The sequence below is a fragment of the Salinimicrobium maris genome (assembly GCF_049680855.1).
GTDB lineage: Bacteria > Bacteroidota > Bacteroidia > Flavobacteriales > Flavobacteriaceae > Salinimicrobium.
Genome location: NZ_JBMPGS010000002.1, coordinates 880,190 through 902,148 on the forward strand (window position 1 = coordinate 880,190; position 21,959 = coordinate 902,148).

General features: G+C 37.3%; 23 protein-coding genes. 4 read left to right on the forward strand and 19 right to left on the reverse strand.

The features are described from left to right. Positions 1 to 22: 22 nt before the first annotated feature. From ACOV1Q_RS09515 to ACOV1Q_RS09560, 10 genes are all read right to left on the reverse strand, one after another. Positions 23 to 514, reverse strand: a complete 492-nt coding sequence (locus ACOV1Q_RS09515) for an HYC_CC_PP family protein (protein WP_424494145.1) — start codon at positions 512 to 514, stop codon at positions 23 to 25. A gap of 196 nt (positions 515 to 710) precedes the next feature. Beyond that, positions 711 to 851, reverse strand: a complete 141-nt coding sequence (locus ACOV1Q_RS09520; RefSeq protein WP_168137841.1) for a hypothetical protein — start codon at positions 849 to 851, stop codon at positions 711 to 713. 67 nt (positions 852 to 918) lie between these two features. After that, on the reverse strand, positions 919 to 2,250 hold the full coding sequence (locus ACOV1Q_RS09525; RefSeq protein ID WP_168137842.1) for a phage integrase SAM-like domain-containing protein: 1,332 nt from the start codon (positions 2,248 to 2,250) through the stop codon (positions 919 to 921). Between the two features lie 535 nt (positions 2,251 to 2,785). Continuing rightward, a complete protein-coding gene (locus ACOV1Q_RS09530; protein ID WP_424494146.1) occupies positions 2,786 to 5,953 on the reverse strand; it encodes a M1 family aminopeptidase in 3,168 nt (1,055 codons plus the stop codon). Continuing rightward, entirely contained in the window at positions 5,950 to 6,822 is an 873-nt protein-coding gene (locus ACOV1Q_RS09535; RefSeq protein ID WP_424494147.1) for an ABC transporter ATP-binding protein, read from the reverse strand. The genes ACOV1Q_RS09530 and ACOV1Q_RS09535 overlap by 4 nt, the downstream gene beginning before the upstream one ends. Positions 6,823 to 6,843: 21 nt before the next feature. Further along, complete coding sequence (locus ACOV1Q_RS09540; protein WP_424494148.1) at positions 6,844 to 7,047, reverse strand: helix-turn-helix domain-containing protein; 204 nt, start codon at positions 7,045 to 7,047, stop codon at positions 6,844 to 6,846. A gap of 3 nt (positions 7,048 to 7,050) precedes the next feature. After that, positions 7,051 to 7,431: a DUF2975 domain-containing protein gene (locus ACOV1Q_RS09545; protein WP_424494149.1), complete on the reverse strand. Its 381-nt coding sequence runs from the start codon at positions 7,429 to 7,431 to the stop codon at positions 7,051 to 7,053. A 692-nt stretch (positions 7,432 to 8,123) separates the two neighbouring features. Next, positions 8,124 to 8,579, reverse strand: a complete 456-nt coding sequence (locus tag ACOV1Q_RS09550) for a hypothetical protein (RefSeq protein ID WP_424494150.1) — start codon at positions 8,577 to 8,579, stop codon at positions 8,124 to 8,126. Continuing rightward, positions 8,576 to 8,842, reverse strand: coding sequence for a protealysin inhibitor emfourin (locus ACOV1Q_RS09555; RefSeq protein WP_424494151.1), 267 nt, complete (start codon positions 8,840 to 8,842; stop codon positions 8,576 to 8,578). Before ACOV1Q_RS09555 ends, ACOV1Q_RS09550 begins: the two co-directional genes overlap by 4 nt. After that, positions 8,839 to 9,918 (reverse strand): M4 family metallopeptidase, encoded by a 1,080-nt coding sequence (locus ACOV1Q_RS09560; protein WP_424494152.1) that lies wholly within the window; start codon positions 9,916 to 9,918, stop codon positions 8,839 to 8,841. The genes ACOV1Q_RS09555 and ACOV1Q_RS09560 overlap by 4 nt, the downstream gene beginning before the upstream one ends. Before the next feature lie 246 nt (positions 9,919 to 10,164). Between ACOV1Q_RS09560 and ACOV1Q_RS09565 the strand changes: the two genes are divergently transcribed. Both ACOV1Q_RS09565 and ACOV1Q_RS09570 read left to right on the forward strand, forming a co-directional pair. Continuing rightward, positions 10,165 to 10,311 carry a hypothetical protein gene (locus tag ACOV1Q_RS09565; protein WP_424494153.1) on the forward strand — a complete coding sequence of 49 codons (147 nt, stop codon included), beginning with the start codon at positions 10,165 to 10,167 and terminating at the stop codon, positions 10,309 to 10,311. Positions 10,312 to 10,527: 216 nt separating this feature from the next. After that, entirely contained in the window at positions 10,528 to 11,478 is a 951-nt protein-coding gene (locus ACOV1Q_RS09570; RefSeq protein ID WP_424494154.1) for an aldo/keto reductase, read from the forward strand. 4 nt (positions 11,479 to 11,482) lie between these two features. Here ACOV1Q_RS09570 and hisS read toward each other — a convergent pair whose 3' ends face one another. Beyond that, the gene (gene hisS, locus ACOV1Q_RS09575) at positions 11,483 to 12,853 is read right to left on the reverse strand and encodes a histidine--tRNA ligase (RefSeq protein WP_424494155.1); all 1,371 of its coding nucleotides are present in this window, start codon (positions 12,851 to 12,853) and stop codon (positions 11,483 to 11,485) included. A gap of 204 nt (positions 12,854 to 13,057) precedes the next feature. Here hisS and ACOV1Q_RS09580 point away from each other — a divergent pair, with 204 nt between their 5' ends. After that, complete coding sequence (locus tag ACOV1Q_RS09580; protein WP_424494156.1) at positions 13,058 to 14,296, forward strand: ABC transporter permease; 1,239 nt, start codon at positions 13,058 to 13,060, stop codon at positions 14,294 to 14,296. A 198-nt stretch (positions 14,297 to 14,494) separates the two neighbouring features. On the opposite strand, the gene ACOV1Q_RS09585 is transcribed toward ACOV1Q_RS09580, so the two are convergent. From ACOV1Q_RS09585 to rpsF, 4 genes are all read right to left on the reverse strand, one after another. Then, positions 14,495 to 14,968: a DUF6495 family protein gene (locus ACOV1Q_RS09585; protein ID WP_424494157.1), complete on the reverse strand. Its 474-nt coding sequence runs from the start codon at positions 14,966 to 14,968 to the stop codon at positions 14,495 to 14,497. Positions 14,969 to 15,043: 75 nt separating this feature from the next. Then, on the reverse strand, positions 15,044 to 15,493 hold the full coding sequence (rplI, locus tag ACOV1Q_RS09590; protein WP_424494158.1) for a 50S ribosomal protein L9: 450 nt from the start codon (positions 15,491 to 15,493) through the stop codon (positions 15,044 to 15,046). A gap of 12 nt (positions 15,494 to 15,505) precedes the next feature. After that, on the reverse strand, positions 15,506 to 15,802 hold the full coding sequence (gene rpsR, locus ACOV1Q_RS09595) for a 30S ribosomal protein S18 (protein ID WP_424494159.1): 297 nt from the start codon (positions 15,800 to 15,802) through the stop codon (positions 15,506 to 15,508). A gap of 2 nt (positions 15,803 to 15,804) precedes the next feature. After that, positions 15,805 to 16,143 (reverse strand): 30S ribosomal protein S6, encoded by a 339-nt coding sequence (rpsF, locus tag ACOV1Q_RS09600; RefSeq protein ID WP_424494160.1) that lies wholly within the window; start codon positions 16,141 to 16,143, stop codon positions 15,805 to 15,807. A gap of 167 nt (positions 16,144 to 16,310) precedes the next feature. On the opposite strand from rpsF, the gene ACOV1Q_RS09605 reads away from it, so the two are divergent. Then, complete coding sequence (locus ACOV1Q_RS09605) at positions 16,311 to 17,021, forward strand: LytR/AlgR family response regulator transcription factor (protein WP_424494161.1); 711 nt, start codon at positions 16,311 to 16,313, stop codon at positions 17,019 to 17,021. Here the strand turns inward: ACOV1Q_RS09605 and priA are convergent. The 4 genes from priA to nadC form a co-directional block, all read right to left on the reverse strand. Next, positions 17,015 to 19,468: a replication restart helicase PriA gene (priA, locus tag ACOV1Q_RS09610; protein ID WP_424494162.1), complete on the reverse strand. Its 2,454-nt coding sequence runs from the start codon at positions 19,466 to 19,468 to the stop codon at positions 17,015 to 17,017. The genes ACOV1Q_RS09605 and priA overlap by 7 nt on opposite strands. 129 nt (positions 19,469 to 19,597) lie before the next feature. Next, entirely contained in the window at positions 19,598 to 20,161 is a 564-nt protein-coding gene (locus ACOV1Q_RS09615) for a chalcone isomerase family protein (protein ID WP_424494163.1), read from the reverse strand. Between the two features lie 21 nt (positions 20,162 to 20,182). Further along, positions 20,183 to 21,094, reverse strand: a complete 912-nt coding sequence (locus ACOV1Q_RS09620; protein ID WP_424494164.1) for a YihY/virulence factor BrkB family protein — start codon at positions 21,092 to 21,094, stop codon at positions 20,183 to 20,185. Then, the gene (gene nadC, locus ACOV1Q_RS09625) at positions 21,095 to 21,955 is read right to left on the reverse strand and encodes a carboxylating nicotinate-nucleotide diphosphorylase (RefSeq protein WP_424494165.1); all 861 of its coding nucleotides are present in this window, start codon (positions 21,953 to 21,955) and stop codon (positions 21,095 to 21,097) included. Positions 21,956 to 21,959: the final 4 nt, after the last annotated feature.

Genomic DNA, 21,959 nt, shown 5'->3' on the forward strand with positions numbered 1-21,959 from the left:
CAGTGAATGATGCGCCTGTAAATCAGATGGTAAATACCTGGCAAAGGACTTGTATGTCGTAAACCAGTTGTGGAGGTTGATAAGGAGGATAATTGATTACCTCCGGAGATAACTCAGGTAGAAGATCAACTATAATGAAAGACAACGGAATAATAAATGTCTGCGGTATAAAGTCGAAAGAGGTAGAAGCAAAATTTAATTCATCTTGACCCTCAATTCGATCGGTTTCGTCTGAGCAACAAGCCTCTTTATCCATTTTCATATGGCCCATCATACTATCCACTCCACAGGAGTGTGTCTCGGATTTGCATTTTTTTACAGAAGAAAAAACAGCGTGTCCTACCAAACTCTTACCGCAAAAATGCTTCTCCACAGTGAAAGACATCGTGGAAAAGAGGACCAAAATGGCCATCAGAAAAGAAAAAGTATTTAAAAAAACTTTCTTCATGAATTCCAAATATAATAAAATGTTAATAGGAATTATTTTTTTAACATGAAATTCTGCTTTTTTCAATTAGAAAGAAAAGGAATTTAATTGTAGTCACAAGATGTTGCATTATTCTACACTCTTCTTATAGAATGACTAAAAAAAGAGAGGTCAACTTGTTCTAATATCAGTAACTTGGTTTGCTATTGCTACATTACCAACTCCTGCAAGGCTAATTTTGGGCTATAACTTCACCATTTCTTTTGGAGGAAGGAAAGATCTTTTATGGACTCTGTTGGGGACGGTTTAATTCTCCCTTTGGAGGGGATGGCACGACAGCTCGTGCTACAGCAATGCTGAAAGCATCTCCTTTCAGGAACATAGAATTTACCACTGTAATGGCATTACACTCATAATTTCCCATAAAGCGTGAATTTCACCTTCTCATATTAAATATTAGTTATATTCTTCACAAGATAATCTTCACCTATTCAAAAATTTATCACACTATCCAAAGCTTCATCAGCATCTCGATGAATGAAATTGGCCTGGTAATTCAAAGTAGTTTTTAGATTACTATGTCGATAGAGCTTTTGCAGCATCAAAGGATGTATTTTATCACCTGCAATATTCCCAAAGCTGTGTCTCGCAATGTGATTGGATAAATTTTTATCTATACCACATTCCTCTGCAATTCGTTTTAGATATTTATTGAGAAGTTTGGTGGCATTTTTTGTTTTTATATAAATTTCTTCAGCATCTTTAGGATGGACATTTTTTAGAAAAGGAAATACATAACCATTATAAAGTAACTTGTCCTTTCTGTAATAGCTTAATATTTTTTCGGCTTTATCAGGAATTTTTAAGCTCAACGCCTTTTCATTCTTATTCATTACATAATAAAGACGATTATCTTTAAAATCAGACCATTTCAGTTTAACCACATCAGAAATACGTATGCCTGCAAAATAGAAGGCAAAAAGCCAAACATTGTGAGTATGCCAAATTGAAGCACCTTCTTCAAATTTTAGAGCTTCTATTTTTTCAACCTCCTCTATAGTCAGACCGATTTTATTACCAGAACCAATACGAATTTTCTCTTTTTCCCCTGCAAAAGGATAATATTTTTGATCAATAATACCTTCTTTTATTGCTAGGTTAAAAAGTGTTCTAATAAAAATAAGCTGATTAGTAACAGTTCTGGTTGTTTGGTTTAAATAAGAAAGACAAAAAGTTTTATATTTATTTATAAATGCCTCATCAATTTCCTGAAATCGTAAAGTTGTACTTTTTTGGAAATAGTTCACTCCATCCATCCACATATATTCGGCCCTTTTTGCCCTACTTATACGCTCTCTACGCCGTTCTTTGATCTCTTTGATAACTGTAGATTTGTTTTTAGATTTTTTAAGATGTAAAAATTCTTCTAAATTATAGAGGATTGACAATTCGGATTTGGCTACAGAGAATGTCCCCCTTTCATATTTGTCCTTTATACGTTCAGCTGCTAATGCAAAAAAAGATTTTAAGCCTCCAGGACCTTTTAATTTTTGTTTGATTTGTTTGGGAGTAATACGATCTTTCGACTCAAAATAAATATCATTGACCTCGGTCAACTTTTTCATCAAAAAATTGTTCAATTTTCTATAATTGGGATGAGTTCTCTTAACTTTTCCAGCAGTTTTATCCCAGTCCTTTTCAAAAACATATTGTCCAAGCCAATGATAATTTGTTTTATAATTTTCACTAATCCTCAATGCAAGGGGAATTGTGCCATCCTTTCTTATCATGTTCTTCCGTAAAACAATCTTTACATTAGCCATAATGATCTGATTTAAAACTTAGTAAAGATAGTGAAATGTTTAGGCAGTTAGTACAGAATAAGTACAGAATAGTACAGAATAAGTACAGAATAATTTAATATTAATACCTTCTAATTAAGATCAGGTATTATATAAAGCACTGGGAATCAAATATTTTGCATGGTTTTAGTTGGAATTGCATAGATAAAACATCAAGTTCATAACCCGGAGGTCACGAGTTCAAATCTCGTTCTCGCTACTTTAAAAGGCTTTCAGGAAACTGGAAGCCTTTTTTATTTTTCCCCGAGTACAGATTAAGTACAGAATCTGATCTTATTTTCCAATATTTCATAGGAGTCAATTGGAATACGTTTTTAATACCACTATTTCACCAATTTATTTCTCAACATAAAAACCAACTTACCCACTCGGGCAGATTGCTTGCCAAAATACACCCGCAAGTAATAAAGATATATAGTATTACTAAAAATGGTATACAGCATTAAAAAATTAAATTTTGGACTTCCCAAAAAATTTAAGTTATCTGTAAAATTTTTCACTCAAACATAGCTTTAATTTTCTGTTCTAAATTAGTATCGCTAACCCTTAGAACTTCTTTTAGTAAATCCGTTGAAGTTGGTTTAGCATGTGGATAGTTATGTTTGGTTAAAAAAGATTGTAATGCAAAATTCAACCGCTCTTCTCCAAGTAATTCGCTCAATTCTACAAAAACAATAGCACCTTTAGAATAAGAAATAAAAGCATTATTTTTTGTAGCTTTTAATAAAGATAAATCTTCACTAAAGCCCTTTTCTGCGTCATAAATTTGCTTATGTACTGCCAAGCGTTCTAGCATCTTATCTTTACCGTACATTTTTTTATAAATCATCATTTCTGTATACATAGCCAAGCTTTCTGTAAGCATCGCATAGCCTTCACGATAATCGGGGTTAATCTGGTTTGTTCCCCACCAAAAATGCGCCACTTCATGCCCGGCCAGTTCATTGATAACGTCCTGATTATGATTATCAGCTATGTTTGCGTGAAAAGTCATGTGCTCTGTCATAAATATAACACCAGGATAAGCCGTTCCTGCAAAACCTTGTGTAAACGATGAAACCTCTGCAAATCGAATGGAAGAAAAAGGATAGGGTCCAAAGTATTTGGTACAATAGTCTAGAGAAAGTTTTGCATTTTCTATAAGATGGTCCACATTTTTTTCATGTAAAGGATGATATAAAACCTCAATAAAAATATCTTTGTAATCTACTCGTTTAACCTCATATTTAGCCGATGAAACGGCAAACCTAAAAGGTATGGAATCTGCTTGGTACTTATAGTACTGTCTATTGCCGTCTTGCCAATGTGTTTTTAATGCACCAGTACCAACAGCAATTTGATTTTTAACTGTTGAAATTTGCATGTCCAACGCAATAAAATCATCTATATTGGTCTTTTCAGCATCAAATGGTTTCATGGCTGTTGCTTCCCCCAATGCATGCTTGTTTCTAATAGTATTATCTAAAATCTCCTTGCTAGCATCATAACCAAATTGAGGAAAATAACGACTAATCCGCATGAAAGAACCATCTTTAATAATAGCATTAAAAGGATTATGACCGTTAACTGCACGCCATTCATAAGTCAATTCGAATACCAGTTTTGCCGTGTCCTGAGTTTGTACCGCCTGTTTTAATTGCAATTCTGAAATAGCATCATGTAGCTTTATAGTATCATTTTTATAAATAAATAAAAGCGATTGTACCTCAAAATCTTTAGGGACACTAATAAGTATAGAATCTAAAGCTTGCTTGTTTTGGTTTACCAACCAATAAGTTCCTTTTACATGGTATGCTTGTTCTTCAGGAAATAGATCTATTTCAGTGTTCACCTTTTTTATCGTTGGCTGTGGAAGGTTTTGGTATTTTCGGTAATTCTTTTCGTAAGCAACACCCTCTAAAATAACAGACTCTTTGTCTTTAGGGTCATAGCCTTCTAAAAAAACATAACCACTTGCAATTGCTATAAATACAGAAGCAATAAAAGCCATAAGCATACTGTTTCTTTTGGCTTTAGTTTTTATCAAATGAAATAAAGAAAATAGAATACCAAGAAAGGAAAACCCAAAAATCAACCTATAGGTAAACTGCAGTAAATAGGATCCGTAAGCTATAAAATCGCTATAAGCACCTTTGTACCCAGATAAGAACCTAAACAACGGATTTGTTATAATGCTTTTTGAAATAGGAGTTACGAACAATAAGAAAAACAAAATTGAAACCCCTAATGCAACCGATTTACTTTTACTTATGGAATTAATAAAAAGCAGGTTTAAAGATATAAGTATAAGAGGGAATGTATTAAAAACAAGAACACCAAAATACGCCTGCCAATCAACAAAGGGATATTGGAAAATAATTTGAAAACTAATTGCTTCCAATAGCATTAGACCCGTAAGAAAAAGAATTAAAAACACTATGCTTAGGCCATGACCCATTAATCGCTCTCTTGCGTAATAGGTAGTAATTTGAATTATAGAAAAACCACTAGCTCTAGCGCGCCAAAACACATCATTGGTGAAATAAACCAGAACCAAAGCACCTATAAAGTAAAAGGTTTCATTTATAGTTTTAGCCAGTAAGCCAGAGCTAGCGTACTTTTGCGGTAACCTAATCCCCATATCAATATCGCCATACATTTCTACACCTACATAAAATAAAAGTAAAGCAGAAACCGAAATAAGCGGAATACTTTTAAACAGATAAATGAGATCGATTTTTACGAAGGAGAATAGGGCTTTTTGTTTTGTTTTCGAATTAAACTGCGTGTCTGCTATTGCAAGTGGCACATCTAAACGCTTAATCTTTTTAGGAGCTGCGACAGCGTGTTTCCTTTTTAACTTTTGCTTGAAAACAGGCAGAAATGAGAACACGCGAATACCTAATGTTACAAATACTAATGATAGCAAAACAACACCGAATCGATTTATCAATAGAATATTATTAAGCGAAACAACTTTATTGTTTCTTTCAAAAACACTAAATTCTTTGGCATCATAAAAATAAGCTGATAACCCAAAGACATCCGTTATGGCAGAGATTTTTTGAGCAAATAAAGATTGTGGTAACGATTGCGCCATAAACGGTGCGTTCGAAAACATCAACATAATCATATAGGTCATGTACAGCATTAAACCTGCAACAGCAACCAATAATTTATTCTGAAATTTTTTCGCAAAGAAAAACAGCAGGCTGCATACCAGTAAGCTATTTACCACGCCAAAAATTAGAAAAGGATATACGTAATGCCATAGATAAAATCCTGAAAGGATTTCAGAATCTGTTTGAACATGCAGTCCTATAACATAACCAAGTATTAAAATGAAAAAGCTAAATATTGTTAGTAAAAAAAAGGATAAAAAGCGTGTTAAAGCAAAGACGCGTTTTCTTATGGGTGTGGTAAAAACTATCAAACCAAAATTGCTATCGCGTTCCTTAAATAGCCCCGTAAAAGCCAGCAGTGTTGCTATCAAAATAATTATTAAGCTTAACAAACCGGTCATGAAACCAACTGAGTAGGGCGCATTGGCTGCAATATTATTACCTACATTAATATGAAACTTAAAACCCGCAAAAAAACCGATCACCAAATAAACCAACAAAGCAAATTGCGTCGCTATTTGTTTTAGCGAGCTGCATATGTCGTTAATTAAAACTGTTTTCATTTTGCGTTGTTTAAATAAGTGAAGTAGGCGTGTTCCAAATTTGGCGTTACAGCTTTAAACCCGATTGGGCAAGCATCTGCATAAACGGTTACATGCATTACTCTTTCGATAAATTGTTTGCTGATTACTTTATATTTTGACTCTAGGCTAAGCAGCTCGTTCTTGTTGGTAGCCTTTTGCCAAATTTTCCCACGCAGTACATCAATAAAATGATTTGGGCTACCTTTAGTGACAATAGTTCCTTTTTTAATTATCGCCATTTCCGAACAAAGATTTCGTACATCTTCAACCAAATGAGTTGATAATAAAATAATAATATCTTCACCTATTTCGCTTAGTAAAGCATTGAATCTATTACGTTCTTCTGGGTCTAATCCTGCTGTAGGTTCGTCTACTATTACTATTTTTGGATTTCCTAATAATGCCTGAGCCACTCCAAAACGTTGTTTCATACCTCCTGAATATGTGTGTACCTCTTTGTTTCTAGCATCAACTAAGTTTACTTTATCCAGAAGATTCAATATTTGATCATGGCGCTCTTTCTTATTATGAATACCTTTTAATTTGGCTAAATGTTGCAATAAACTATAAGCCGAAACTTTAGGATAAACACCAAAATACTGTGGTAAAAAACCTAGTTGCTTTTGTATCTCCAATGGCTTTTTTACAATATCAACCCCGTTCAAAAAAAGTTCACCTTCTGATGGCTTTTGCAAACCTACAATGGTTTTCATAAGCGAAGATTTACCAGCGCCATTAGGCCCCAGTAAGCCAAAAACACCTTTGTTTATCTCTAAATTTATGGCACTAAGAGCTTGGTGTCCGTTGTTACACACAAGGGACACATTGTTGATATTCAATGTGTACATGAGGTAGTATTTAAGGGAGCATTAGTCTACATAGTCTATGATGTCTCCAGGTTTACAATCTAAAGCTTGGCATATTTTTTCTAAAGTCTCAAAGCGTATGCCTTTAGCTTTTCCATTTTTGAGTATGGATAAATTTGCAGGAGTAATGCCAATTTCTTTAACTAATTCTTTACTCTTCATTTTTCGTTTGGCAAGCATTACATCTATATTAATTACAATTGGCATAGTTTAGATATATAAATCTTGTTCGTTTTGTAAATGCAGTCCTTGGTTAAATATTTCTGACATGAAAAACACAAAAACCCCAATAACAAGATGCAGGATAATGATTAAAAACAATTCGCGATCTATCTGCACAAAAAACGATGTGAATATAGTTAACACAGTAGGTAGAAAAATATTGACAAGATAAAACCGTCGCATATGAACAACATTTTCTATTGTAAATAACTTGTCTTGGTAAAAAACCTTAAAAACATTAGACAGTAACCAAAAAAATAAACCATAAGCAAAAACAGGAATTAAAAATGAAAAGATTAAATACTCTGCATTGCTGTCTAAAATTAAAAATGATACATCTGTAAATGGGTAGGTGATAATTGTTTGCATATTTTTTATTAGCAAATTCGTTTTGGTAACCCAGCTAAATACCCCATAAAATCCAGTAATTAAGTATAAACCACTAAGGATCTTCGAGATATAATTTAAAACTCTGGAAATAATGATTGATTTTCTCATACAATAAAGCATAAAATATTATTGCAATAATATAAAAAATTATTGTCATACAATAATTTTTTATTATTTAGATGATTTTATTTCTGGTAAATATTTTGATGATGGTTTAGAGACGGGCTGTCCCTATTCCACGAAAGTTAACCATTAGATTAAACTGAATTTTAGCTTGACCCTAAACTTTTGGGGTGTATCATATTATAATAAGGGGTAAGTTTTTTGAATTTTTGATAACGTCCAAAAAGGAAGAGGTAAGTCGTCATTACTTTCAGGTAATATTTTTTTCAGGGGGTAGTTTATGCTCCACCACTTAAATTTTCGAATCGCCATTTAAATCTCTTTTGATAAAATTCAAAGCCTTTTTTATTTCCATGACACTACAACTGCCAGAAGCAAAAAAAAAGTTTGCCCAGCAAGTACATATTAAAAAGTCTTCCTTCCTCTGGGCACCATTATTGTTTTATCCTGCACGATAAATTTTGTAGGAAGAACGAAGCCAGTTTTTTTCCTAAAATGACATTTTTGGTGGAATTTCTACTTTCGCCTTATGCAACTATTGCATATCCTCATCTCATCATGAGATATTTTTTTACCCCAAAGTTATTTTTACTTTCAGAAATAAAGGATTTATTGTCATTTCTGGAAGGTTTAGGAGTTCCTAATTGCTGCACGGCGCCTTTAAAAAGCCTGGGGAAACCGGCTGAAAAGATGGCAATGGTGAAAAAACTTAAATCCTCCTGGTTTTCAGAAATAGTAAAATAAAAATAGGAGCCTAAAGAAAAAATAATGACCGAAGAACAGGTAATGACCCAGTATGCAGTAGAATTCAATTCTGGCGGAACCTCTCCCCTAGCAATTTGATGTCGAAGCTCAAACCAGTAAATGAACTCCTGGAGCAAACATCCGGAAACCGCTGAAATAAGTACATACCAGTTGACTGAAAAGGAACCTGTATCGTGCACACCTTCCTGTATAAAAGGAAAGAAATGAAGCCATAAAGCACTTAGCAAATTAATGTTCATCGCAGTCTCTCATTAACTTTTTTTATAATTGGAAGCATTTCCTCACTAATAAGGGTTTCATCAATCACCACTTCTCTTTCGGGATTCTCTTCAATAAAGAGAAAGCGATAAACATAAGTGTCACGAGCCTCTTCGCTTTGACGGCTTCTTTTTTGAACCTCTCGCAAGGCATCTTTTTCTGTCCCATTCAATTCCTCGAGCTCAAAATCACAAGTCTTCGTTTGTCCAAGGAAGCCACCGCTTTTATAACATCTCACCCTCATAATCCTACTGTTTGCCAACCATATTCCACAGCCTTAAATTCCTCACTATCGATCCCATAACTGGTTTCAGCTATGTTCTTCGTAATTTTCACCATTCGGCTGAAGTCGCTGGTAGGAGTTAGCTGCAACATGGTTTCATACCAAATCTTTCCTGCTTTTTCCCATGCGAATCCACCCAACCTAATAGCTGTTTCACAAAACGCCTTATTGGGAATGCCTGAATTGATATGCACCCCGCCATTATCCATGGAACCTGCATATTTTTTCGAGATATGATCGGGTTGCGGATCAGATCCATTTAAATCTGGGTCATTGATATAAGCCGTTCCCGGATTCTTCATATCTCTTATCGCCCTCCTGGTGGGTGCCGAAATAAGAATATCATTACCAATGAGCCAGTCGGCCGCATCTACCGCTTGTTTCTTAACCCATTGTTTTACAAGGGTTCCAAAAACATCTGCCAAATGCTCATTTATAGCCCCCGATTCATTTCGGTACACCAGGTTGGAAGTATATGAAATCACTCCGTGTGTCAATTCATGTCCCACTACATCAAGGGATTTGGTGAATCTCTGAAAAACGATTCCGTCGCCATCTCCATAGGCCATTTGATTACCGTTCCAGAATGCATTGCTGTAATTCTCATCGAGATGCACCGAAGAAATCAATGAAAGTCCATTATCATCCAGGGAATCCCTGTCAAATATTTCCCGGTAAAAGTCGTAAGTAAGCCCAGAATGGTCATAGGCCTCATTGACTGCTACATCTTCTACCGGAGGGTCACCTTCTTTCCTCGCCAACACACCGGGCAGTAGATCTCTGCGGTTGCGCCTGTTCATCATATCATAGACCTCCCGGTTTTTTCCTGCTCTGTTAGGAAGAATGGAAGCTACTGTTTCCGGTGCAGTTAAGCGCCTTTCCGTCCTCATTTCTGTAGAACATTCTATATTCCTAATGGCAAATTTTCTTACTTGTTCATTTGACGAAGCAGCCATGGCCTCCAGCATATATGGTGGAATAATGCAATACAATGGAGAGCGGCTTATGCAGGAACAGGAAAGTTTTCGATTCTTCATCTCTTTGGTTTATTCTGAAAAGGCAGCAGGGGGAATTTGACTTATTGTAACGATTAAATTTATAAAAAAATAAGATACAAAGTTCTGAAAATCAATTTATAAGGATATATATTTTAATTCCGGACCTGAACTTGGTCGAAAATTCAGCAGGAATCTTCATTAATTCTGAAAATCTTTAGAATTTGTAATTTCTGCTTTGATGTTATTTCATAATGTACTATTTATGTAATCACAAGCCCCTGCAAAATGACATTAATAGAAATTTACGATAGGATTGAAGTATTATTAGAGACTATCAAAAAGAATCCTGAAGACCAGGATTGTATTTTCAACAGCGAAATGGAAATTGCTTATCTGGAAGCACTAAGAGAAGATATGGAAGAGAGCGATTAATTTTTTTCGTCTTTTCTTTATTTCCAGTTATAAGGTGTCCATATTGTTTCAGCTAAGATCTTTTCTTTCTTCTACTGGAACTTCCAGCTATAGAAGCCACAAAAAAGAACATCCAAAAATGCCATTTTTGGAGTTAAATCCTTGCAAAACTTTCTTCAGAAGTCTTCGTTCTTTTATACGCTTTTTATCTTTATGGTAAATGTAAAACTGAAGAAGATGAAAAATATAAAACTGGGAAATACAGATTTACAAATACCACCCATCGTATTTGGAGGTAATGTTTTTGGATGGACCCTTAATGAAAAGGAATCTTTTAAGATGCTCGATGAGATCTTTGAAAAAGGATTTAGAACCATTGATACTGCAGATGTATATTCTCGCTGGGCCGATGGTGTGGAAGGCGGCACTTCAGAAAAGATCATTGGAAAATGGATGAAAGAACGTAACCTTAGAGATAAAATCACCCTCATTACCAAGGTTGGTTCCAGCATGCAACAGGGCGGAGAAAAAAACATATCAAAAAATTACATTTTAAAGGCTGCTGAAGATTCCCTGAAGCGCCTGCAGACAGATTATATTGACCTTTACTTTACCCATTTTGACGACAATAGAACCCCTGTTGAAGAAACCCTTGCAGCTTACCAAAAGCTGGTGGATGAAGGGAAAGTCCGCTACATAGGAACTTCAAACATGTCTGCGGAACGCCTGCAAGAATCCCTGGATGCCGCAGAAAAAGAAAATCTTCCGAAATACGAGGTTTTCCAGCCGGAATACAGCCTCGCTGAACGCAGCAAATTTGAAGGAAAATTAGAAGAGATCTGTCTCCAGAATAATTTAGGTGTAATTCCCTATTTTTCGCTCGCCAGCGGATTTCTCACCGGGAAATACAGGAAGGAAGAAGACCTTGAAAACCAGGACCGGAAGGAAATGGTTAAAAAATACTTCAATGACAAAGGCTTAAAGATTATCGAAACTTTAGATGAAATCTCAAAAAATCATGAGGTATCCAATGCAGGCGTAGCCCTGGCATGGCTCATGCAACGGCCCGGCGTAACCGCTCCTATTGCGAGCGCAACAAAATCTTCTCACTTAAAATCGTTTGAGGAGGCTGTAAACCTTAGTCTTTCAAAAGAGGAAATGAACAGGTTAAATGAAATAAGCAAATAAAGTCTTACTTCACCTTCTCCAGCATTTGCTCGAGAGAAACCGTAAACTGTTCACCAGATTTCATGTTTTTCAGGGTGAATTTCTCCTGTTCCATTTCTTCGGCACCGGCGAGAACTACAAACGGAATATCGCGCCGATTGGCATAGGTCATTTGCTTTTTCATTTTTGCCGAATCGGGATAAATTTCTGAAGTAATGCCCAATGTCCGCAGCTTTTTCACCGCTTTTAAGGCATAAAGTGCTTCCTTTTCTCCAAAGTTGATAAAGAGTACCTTGGTGTTTTGAGCGACGGTTTCGGGAAATAATTCTAATTCTTCCAGGACGAGATATATTCGGTCTAACCCAAAGGAGATCCCAACACCGCTCATATCTTTTAAACCGAAAATACCTGTAAGATCATCATAACGGCCACCGCCACCAATAGAACCTAATTTCACTTCTTTTGGCGCAGAAACTTCAAAAATGGCACCTGTATAATAATTTAATCCGCGGGCAAGGGTTACGTCCAGGTCTAAAGTGGCAGATTCGAGTCCAAGAGATTCAATTGCTGAATTAATGAATTCCAGCTCTTCAATTCCTTTCTTACCGACTTCAGAAGTAGCAAGAATATCTTTCAAACCTGCGGTTTTATCTGAAAAACTTCCGCTTAAGCTAAAAATAGGCTGTATTTTTTCAATTGCTTCTTTAGAAATTCCTTTTTCAAGCATCTCTTTCTTCACACCTTCCTCGCCTATTTTATCCAGCTTGTCCAGCGCCACTGTAAAGTCAATCAACCTGTCAGATTCACCAATAACTTCCGCAAAACCAGATAACACTTTCCGATTATTGATCTTAATCGTCGTTCCTTGAAGTCCAAGTTTGGTAAAAACGGCATCGTAAAGCTGCACAAATTCCACTTCCTGCCATAGGCTCGTGCTTCCCACTACATCTGCATCACATTGAAAAAACTCTCTAAAACGCCCTTTTTGAGGCCTGTCTGCCCGCCACACCGGCTGAATCTGGTATCTTTTAAATGGAAATTCCAGTTCATTCTGGTGTTGCACCACGTAACGCGCAAAAGGAACGGTTAGATCATAACGCAAGGCCTTTTCACTAATAGAAGAAGTGATTTTTAAGCTATCTTTCTTCTCAAAAGCCTCTGGATCTGCTTTCTTTAGAAAATCACCTGAATTAAGAATCTTAAAAATGAGCCTGTCTCCTTCTTCTCCATATTTTCCCATCAAAGTTTCGCTGTTTTCGAAACTTGGAGTTTCAATAGCCTGGAAACCAAACTTCTGAAATTGTTCTTTTATCGTTTCGAAAATATAATTTCGCTTTGAAACTTCAGCAGGAGAAAAATCACGGGTTCCTTTTGGAATAGAAGGTTTTTGTGCCATTTTTGGATCATATATTTAGAAGCGCAAATATCTGAAAAAATGCCCGAAAAGGAAGTTTTGCCTGTTGAAGAATATCAGCTTTTCTCAGGAATATGTAAATTCCCCTGGCATTCTTAATATTACAGCAGCATTTTTAAAAGATAGTAATAGCGCCTGTAACATCTTAGGTTGAAATGCGTCTAATAAATAAATTTAGCCAAACCAATGTTTTCACTTTTTAAAGAAAATGTAAGGATCGCTTTTGATTCAATTAAGAGTCAATTGCTAAGGACCATACTTACCGTTTTAATCATCGCTATTGGAATCACAGCGCTTGTAGGGATTTTGAGTGCTGTAAATGCCCTTGAAAACACCATTAGCAGTGATTTTGCTTCTATGGGAGCCAACACGTTTAACCTGCAGCGATATGATTCTGAAGTGCGTATGAACGGCGGCGAAATTGAGAAAGTAAATCCCATTATTGGCTATCGTGAAGTAAAACAATTCAAAGAAAATTACGTATATCCCGGCACCCAGACTTCCATTTCATTTACCGGAACCTCTTCTGCTGAAGTAAAATATGAGAATGAAAAGACAGATCCCGAAGTTAGCATTGTAGGGATCAATGAGAATTTCCTGGAAAATTCCGGTCTTTCTCTGGAAGCAGGCAGAAACCTCACCTTTTTTGATGTTCAGAATAATAACAATGTTGCTGTTCTTGGTTCAGATTTCAAGGACGGACTTTTTCAGAATGAAGATCCAATAGGAAAAACCATAAGTGTTCGCGGTGTAAAATTCACCGTAGTGGGAATTTTGGAATCTGAGGGCTCTACCTTTGGAAATAACCAGGATCTAAGGGTTTTAATTCCTATTGAAATCGCACGATCAGTTTATACGCAAGCCAATATTAATTATCAAATAAGCGTAAAAGTTGACAATAAGGAAATGCTGGAAGGGGCACAGGACGAGGCGGTAATTACCTTTCGGAACATACGTGGCTTAAACCCTATAGAAGATAATAATTTTGGGATGGGCCGAAGCGATGATTTGATCAACAGGATCTTTTCTATCACAAAATACCTGAATTTAGCAGCCTGGGCGATTTCCATTATTACCATTTTTGGGTCTTCCATCGCACTTATGAATATCATGCTGGTCTCGGTTACTGAAAGAACCCGGGAAATTGGTGTTAGAAAGGCATTAGGTGCCAAAAAGAACACGATCGCAACCCAATTTTTTATGGAAACGCTTATTATTGGGCAACTTGGCGGAATACTTGGTATTATTCTGGGAATTCTTATTGGGCTCTTAGTCTCGGCAGCCGCAGGTTTTGACTTTGCAACTCCCTGGGTAGCGATTTTATGGGCAACCGCAATTACCATTTTTGTAGCGATTCTCGCGGGTAGTTATCCCGCAGTAAAAGCGGCGAAACAGGATCCTATCGAGTCATTAAGGTACGAGTAAGCGAAAATTAGAGACTTAGAAGTTCATCCGAGAACGGATGAAAGATTCGGGTGACAAGAAGCTAAGTGCTTATTCAAATCACAATTTTAGAGAAGCAGCTTGTTTTTTGTCCCCAGTATATCAAGCTATTGAATAATAGAAAAATAGCGCTCCCGTGAAAGCATGCCGATGTTCTCTTTTTCAGAGAGAACACATTTCCTATAAATCCAGATGTTTTTCAAAAAAGCCGTATAATTCTCCCTTTGTAATCACTGCGCCCTGCTGAATTAGAGCAAAAATATCCTTATTTCGGTCATCGCTAATGGCTTTGGAAGAAGTATACAAGGAAACAGAATCATCCATAAGATTTTGCTGCAGCCAGTCATAACCGGCCCTAGTGGTAACATCTACCTTTTTATCTTCCACCTTTATAGCTATAAGATAAAGAGCTGTTTCAGTTATTTTAAAAAGATGAATTTGCTGCGGAGAAAAATGCTCCAAAAACCTGGCCTGGTTTAACACTCCTTCCCACACAAGATCACTAAAAACATCCAGCTCTTCTTCGGCAGTTTGAGGTTTATTGATTTTGATATCTTCCCATTCATCTGCCGTGATGCTTTGCGTGGCCAGGAAATTGATGAATTCCTGGTGCAGTTCATCAAATTGTTCTTTGGTAAGTCGGGCGTACTTCATTTTTTAAAAATTAAGGTGATAAAACAGAAAAGCCTACTTCAACAGAAGCAGGCTTTACTTTATATGCTTAGAAGATTATGCTTCTGAAACCACATCAAAAGAAAAGTTAGAAATAACTTCTCTGTGAAAACGAAGGGTAGCATCATACTGCCCTAAACGCTTGATATTTCCACCGGCAATAGAAATAAATTTCTTGTCGATCTCCACACCTTCTTTAGCCAAAGCATCAGAAAGATCTGCATCTGTAACAGATCCATAGATCTTATCACCTGCACCTGCCTTGGCAGTAAGCTTAATATCAAGTCCGTTTAATTTTTCGGCCTGTTTCTTAGCTTCATCTATTTGTTTCTTCTCTTTATAAGCGCGTTGCTTAAGAGTTTCATCCAAAACTTTTTTGGTAGACGGAGTCGCCAATTCTGCATAACCCTGAGGAATTAAGTAGTTTCGGCCGTATCCGTTCTTCACGTTTACCACGTCATCTTTAAAACCTAACTTCTCTACGTCTTTTTTAAGTATCAATTCCATAATAGCCCCTTTTTATTTTAATAAATCGCCAACATAAGGCATTAATGCTAAATGACGTGCACGTTTCACAGCTACAGCCACTTTTCTTTGATATTTCAAAGATGTTCCTGTAAGACGACGTGGAAGCAATTTCCCCTGCTCGTTTACAAAACTCATTAAGAAATCGGGATCTTTGTAATCGATGTATTTAATACCAGACCTCTTAAAACGACAATATTTCTTCGCTTTGCTGGTCTCGATATTTAACGGGGTAAGATATCTAATCTCCCCATCTTTCTTTCCTTTCGCTTGTTGTTCTATAGATGACATACTTACGCTTTTTCTTTATTTCTGTTTCTTCTTTTCTCAGCCCAGGCAATCGCATGTTTATCTAACTTCACAGTTAAATAACGCATGATGCGCTCATCTCTTCTGAATTCAAGTTCCAGTGGGGAAATAGCTTCACCGGGAACGGTGTACTCCAATAAGTGATAAAAACCACTCTTCTTGTGTTGAATTGGATAAGCTAATTTTTTTAGCCCCCAGTTCTCTTTTGATATCATCTTGGCACCGTTAGAAACAAGAAAATCTTCGTATTTCTTAACTGTTTCCTTTACCTGGTCATCAGATAAAACGGGATTCAAGATGAAAACAGTTTCATAATGATTCATAAAAATTTACTTTAAATTAAATTGGGTGCAAAAATATAATTAATATTTCTATTTTCAAAGCAAAGATTCAATGACAAAATGCAGGATTAATCGGCCAGTGGTTAATTTAAATTGTTTCTTTTGATTTTTATATGTAATATTGCTCTAAACTAACCTATTTAACTACTGTGGAAGATGTTATACTAAAATGTGCTGTAGTTGATGATTCCAGCTTACAACGTTTGTCTATTGTAAAGCTGATAAAAGATCATCCTTCCCTTAAACTAGTAGCCGAATACAACAATGCCATTGAAACTAAAAATGGCCTTTTAGACACCGAAGTTGACCTTATTTTCCTCGACATTGAAATGCCGATCCTTTCGGGATTTGATTTGCTGGATGACCTCCCCAATAAACCACAAATCATCTTTGTAACAGGAAAAACAAAGTATGCCTTCAAGGCATTTGATTATGACGCCATCGACTACCTTCACAAGCCCATTTCCAAAGACAGGTTCCAAAATGCCGTCTCTAAAGCACTCAACCTTTACAGGCTTAAAAATGAAGGCATGCCTGTTGAAGATGATAACTACATCTTCGTAAAAAGCAATTTAAAGAACCGTAAGGTATTTCTCAATAAGTTAAAATATATTGAGGCGCTGGGAGATTATGTGAAGTTTGTTACAGAAAAAGACAGTTTTGTTGTGTTGGCAACTATGAAATCTTTTGAGAACCAGCTTCCCTCAGATAAATTCCTGAGAATTCACAAATCTTACATTGTAAATCTTGATAAGATTGAGCGGTACAACAGCAGGAACATAGAAATTGACAAGCAGCAAATCCCTTTAAGCAGGCACAAAAAGTCAAATCTTATTGAAGCCCTTGCCGCGAATCAATAGGGATCAACGTTTATGACCAGCCTTAAACTCCTGTAAGGGCCAATAGCTCTAAAACTGGTAAATATTTTTTCCATGACCTTCTTGGTCCTGGTAACCGACTGCTCCTGCGGAATCTTCACGAGAATGTTTTTGTAATATTCATTTCTAATTCTGGCGACCGGTGGAAATTCTGGACCCAGCACATGTTCGCCAAACACCTGCTTTAATCCTTTCGCAAGCCAGTCTGCGCCTTCGTTTACTCTTGAAAAATCCCTGCCCTTCAAAGTGATCCTTATCAACCTGAAAAAAGGTGGATATTTATACTGCCTTCTTTCTTCAAGCTGTTCCTCATACATTTCCACATAATTGTTGGTAGAAACCTGTTGTACAATCCTGTGATGCGGGTTGTAGGTTTGCACCAGTACCAACCCCTGCTCTTTTGTTCTTCCGGCACGTCCTGCCACCTGCAGCATTAGCTGGAAACTTCTTTCATGCGCCCTAAAGTCAGGAAAATTCAGCAGCGTATCCGCATTCATAATCCCAACCAGTCTCACATTTCTAAAATCCAGCCCTTTAGTAAGCATTTGGGTACCAACCAGCACATCGATCTCCCTTTTTTCAAAAGCAGTGATTATTTTTTCATAACCATGTTTTCCGCGGGTGGTATCCAGGTCCATCCGGCCTATTTTATGCTCCGGAAATAGTGCTTTCAGCTCAGTTTCCACCTGCTCTGTACCAAAACCTTTTGTACTAAGTTCTGGGCTACCACAAGCCATACATTTTTGCTGAAGCGCCATGTGATAGCCACAATAATGGCAGCGCAACTGGTTGTTATGGCTGTGAAATGTAAGGCTCACATCACAATTTGGACACTGCGGGGATTGTCCGCAGGTATTGCATTCCAGAATGGGGGAAAATCCGCGGCGGTTTTGAAAAAGTATCACCTGTTCCCCATTTCCTAAAGTTTCCCTGATCTCTTCCTCCAACCTGTCTGAGAAATGGCCTTTCATCCGCTTTTTTCGATACTTTTCCTTAATATCAACCACCTCGATCTTTGGAAGCAGTACATTTCCGAAGCGCCTGTTAAGGTTCACCAGTTTGTACTTATGATGATCTGCATTAAAGTAAGATTCTAGAGCCGGCGTTGCTGAACCCAACAGCACATTGCATTTATGAAGATTCCCCAGCACCACAGCTAAATCTCTCGCATTATATCGTGGCGCAGGGTCGTATTGCTTAAAAGTAGATTCATGTTCCTCATCTACCACAATAAGCCCCAGCTCCTGAAACGGAAGAAAAATACTGGACCTCACTCCTACCACCACTCTCGCATTTTTATTATTGGCAAGAATATTTTGATATACTTCTACCCGTTCATTGACCGAATATTTGCTGTGATATACCGCCACCTGTTCCCCAAAATAATTCTGAAGCCTGGAAATAAGCTGGGCCGTAAGTGCAATTTCAGGAAGAAGGAAAAGCACCTGTTTCCCTTCAGAAATGACATTTTCAATAAGCTTTACATAGATCTCTGTCTTTCCTGAAGAAGTTACACCATGAAGCAAGCAAACATTTTCAGACTCAAAAGACTGCTGCACTTCGTCGAGTGCTTTTTCCTGGAATTCATTGAGCTCCACCGCAGCAGAAATTTCTTTTTCTTCGTACTGCATCCTTTGCGTTTGAAGATGAAATTCTTCCAACACCTGCTTATCGATCAAAGATTTAATAGTAGTGGCACTTGCTTTGCTCGCTTTACTTAATTCGGAAACCTTTACATGCTTTTTTGTCTTTGCCGCCAACGAAAATAATGTCAATACCACTTCCCGCTGTTTTGGGGCACGATCCAAATTGTCCAGCAATTCATGCATTTTTGCCTCTTCAGAATAAACAGCATGTAATTGAACATAGCGCTCCATTTTTGGCTTGTACTGCTCATAGATTTCCTGGTTTACCACCACCACCTTCTTTTCCACCAGGGAATTAATGACAGAGAGTACTGTTTTGCGGTCTAGCAGCTGCACAATCTCCTGAATCTTTAATGACGACTGACTTTGAAGGGCTTCAAAAAGCAGGAATTCATCATCAGACAAGGTAGCTTCGTCAGGTTTTGCTTCTTTATTCAGCTGCACCACGGTTTCACTCTCCAGCAAAAAAGCGCTTGGAATAGCAGCTCTTAACACCTCGCCTTCTGCACACATGTAATAAGAAGCAATCCATTTCCAAAACTTCAATTGTTTTTGAGTCACCACAGGCTGCTCATCCAGGATTTGCTCTATGGGCTTGGCCTCATAAAGTTGTGGCGCCTCCCCGTGTATCTTTGAAATAATACCCGTATACACCTTTGATTTTCCAAATGGCACTGCCACCCGCATTCCCGGCTGCAGAAAATCTGCTTCAGCCCCGGAAACAGCATAGGTAAAGTGTTTTTCCAAAGGAAGCGGTAAAATAACATTTATGAAATGCGACATGCGAGCGGCTTTTCAGCAAAAATAAAATTCTTTGCGCATAAAAAAGAAACCATTCTGTAAAAGAACGGTTTCTCTACATATTAAGGAATACAGATCCTTTAATTTCCCGCCAAACCTGTATAAATCATATTATTTCCCCAAAAGGTCATCCTTTAAACCATCATCTGCAGGGCGGTTGGACAACCAGATGCCAAAAAGGGCTTTTTTGAAATCCAGTCCTTTCAAAGTTACTTTTTCTTCGCCATTTTTATAAGCGACCACTCCTCCTTCTGAAGGCAAATAAACCAGGTCAAAAATGTCATTTTTCGCTACATCTTCTCTAAGAAAACCCAACATTCTATCAATTTCTCCCTGGATGGGTGCCGTATTTCCTCCGGTGGACTTTTCGAAACCATCAGTCACTGCATCAACCAGTTTCCCACTGCTAATTAGCTTAGACACGATATGCAGTTTAATGGCCATGGGTTTATCTGCATTCAAAATGGCATTTGCATCGCTGCTTTTTTCGCTGAGATACAAACCGGCGGCATAAAGGTCAATCCATAATTTTTCCCTTACCCCACTTCCGTTTAGCATTACTTTTTGATTCTTGTAGGTTTCAGTCGCAGGCAGCTCTACTCCTCCTACTTTTGTTTGCGCCGAGGAAACTGTAATGAAGAAAACTGCGGTAAAGGATAAAAATAGATTTTTCATGATTTTGAGAATTGAGTTAGGTTATTTCTTTTTTAGCTTGATTAATGATGCATTAAGTTCAAATCCGAGCAACAATATATTAGAATTTATCCATATATACACCATTAATATAAGTAATGCACCAATTGAGCCATAAAGCTCATTATAAGAAGAAAAGTTCTCAATATAAATACCAAACAGGAAAGTCATCAAAATGATCAAAAAAGTACTAAAAAATGCACCTATAGAAAAAAACCTGGACAACCTCCCTTCTTTTGTCCCATAATAGTAGAGCGTAGCTACACCCACATATATCATGGCAATAAACATGATATACCTCCCGATATCTGCCCATAGCACTTCGTTTGAAACAACTCCTACAGATTTTAGATCCTCCATGATATAAGTTAGATATATAGTCACTACCACCGAGAACAGCACCAGCAGAGCCAAAATAATAGATACTCCCACTGCAATTATATATTGCCGTATAATCGACCTGTTGACCCGGGTATGATAGGAAAATTCAAATCCGGTGAAAATCGCATTCACCCCATTTGCCATCAAAAAAATAGATAAAAGGAATGCGAAAGAGAGTAAACCTCCTCTCTTTTTTGCTGCAATATCTTCAAGAATAGGATCAAAAAATGTAGAAGTTTCCGGCGGTAATAAGGAATCCAGGTAAACCAGGAATTCAATCTGAAAATCGTCAATGAAGTCTATGAAAGGAACCAGGTTTAACATGAAAAGAAAAAAAGGAAAAACCGCCATAAAAAAGCTAAAAGCAATGGCACTGGCTCTCGTGGAAAAGGTTCCTTTTACAATTCCTCCATAAAAAATAATAATTAAATTGTATAGACTAAGCCCTTCAAAACCGGGCAACACGATGCTCTTCGTTTTGCGGGTCCACCACTTCTTGAAATCATTTTTTTTTGACACCACCCGGCTGCTCATCTAGTGAACGGCTTTTAAACTAAGGTCGAGGTTATGAACAGAATGGGTTAAAGCACCGCTTGAAATAAAATCTACTCCGCATTCCGCATACTTTCTGGCCGTATCCAGGGTGATCCCACCACTGGATTCGGTTTGGCATTTCCCATCGATAAGCTGTACTGCTTTCTTAGTATCTTCATAGCTAAAATTGTCTATTAAAATACGATGTACACCTTCCATTTCCAGAATTTCTCTAATTTCCCTCAAATTTCTTGCCTCCACTATGATTTTAAGATCTAGGTGGTTATCCTGAAGATAATCCTGCGTTTTCTTAATGGCCGTCTTCACACCTCCCGCAAAATCAATATGATTGTCCTTTAGCATGATCATATCATACAAGGCGAACCTGTGGTTTTCTCCTCCCCCAATTTTTACAGCCCATTTTTCAAGAGCTCTAATTCCCGGGGTCGTTTTTCTGGTATCCAGGATCCTGGCATTCGTCCCCTCCAGTTTGTCAACAAAAGTTTTGGTCTTGGTTGCGATGGCACTCATGCGCTGCATGGCATTAAGCACAAGACGTTCTGCCTTTAGAATGGAACGGGAAGATCCTTCCACGTAAAAAGCAATGTCCTTCGGAATAATTTTGCTTCCATCCTCTAGTAAAACTTCCATTCTCAATGAAGGGTCTACCTCTTCAAACACTCTTTTTGCAAAATCCACACCGGCAAGTACGCCTTCGTCCTTAACGAGCAATTTAGCTTTTCCCGTTGCAGTTTCAGGAATGCAGGCAAGTGAACTGTGATCACCATCGCCCACATCTTCTCTTATCGCATTTTTTATGATAATCTCAATTTCCTTCTCAAATTGTTCTTTTGAAATCATTGGA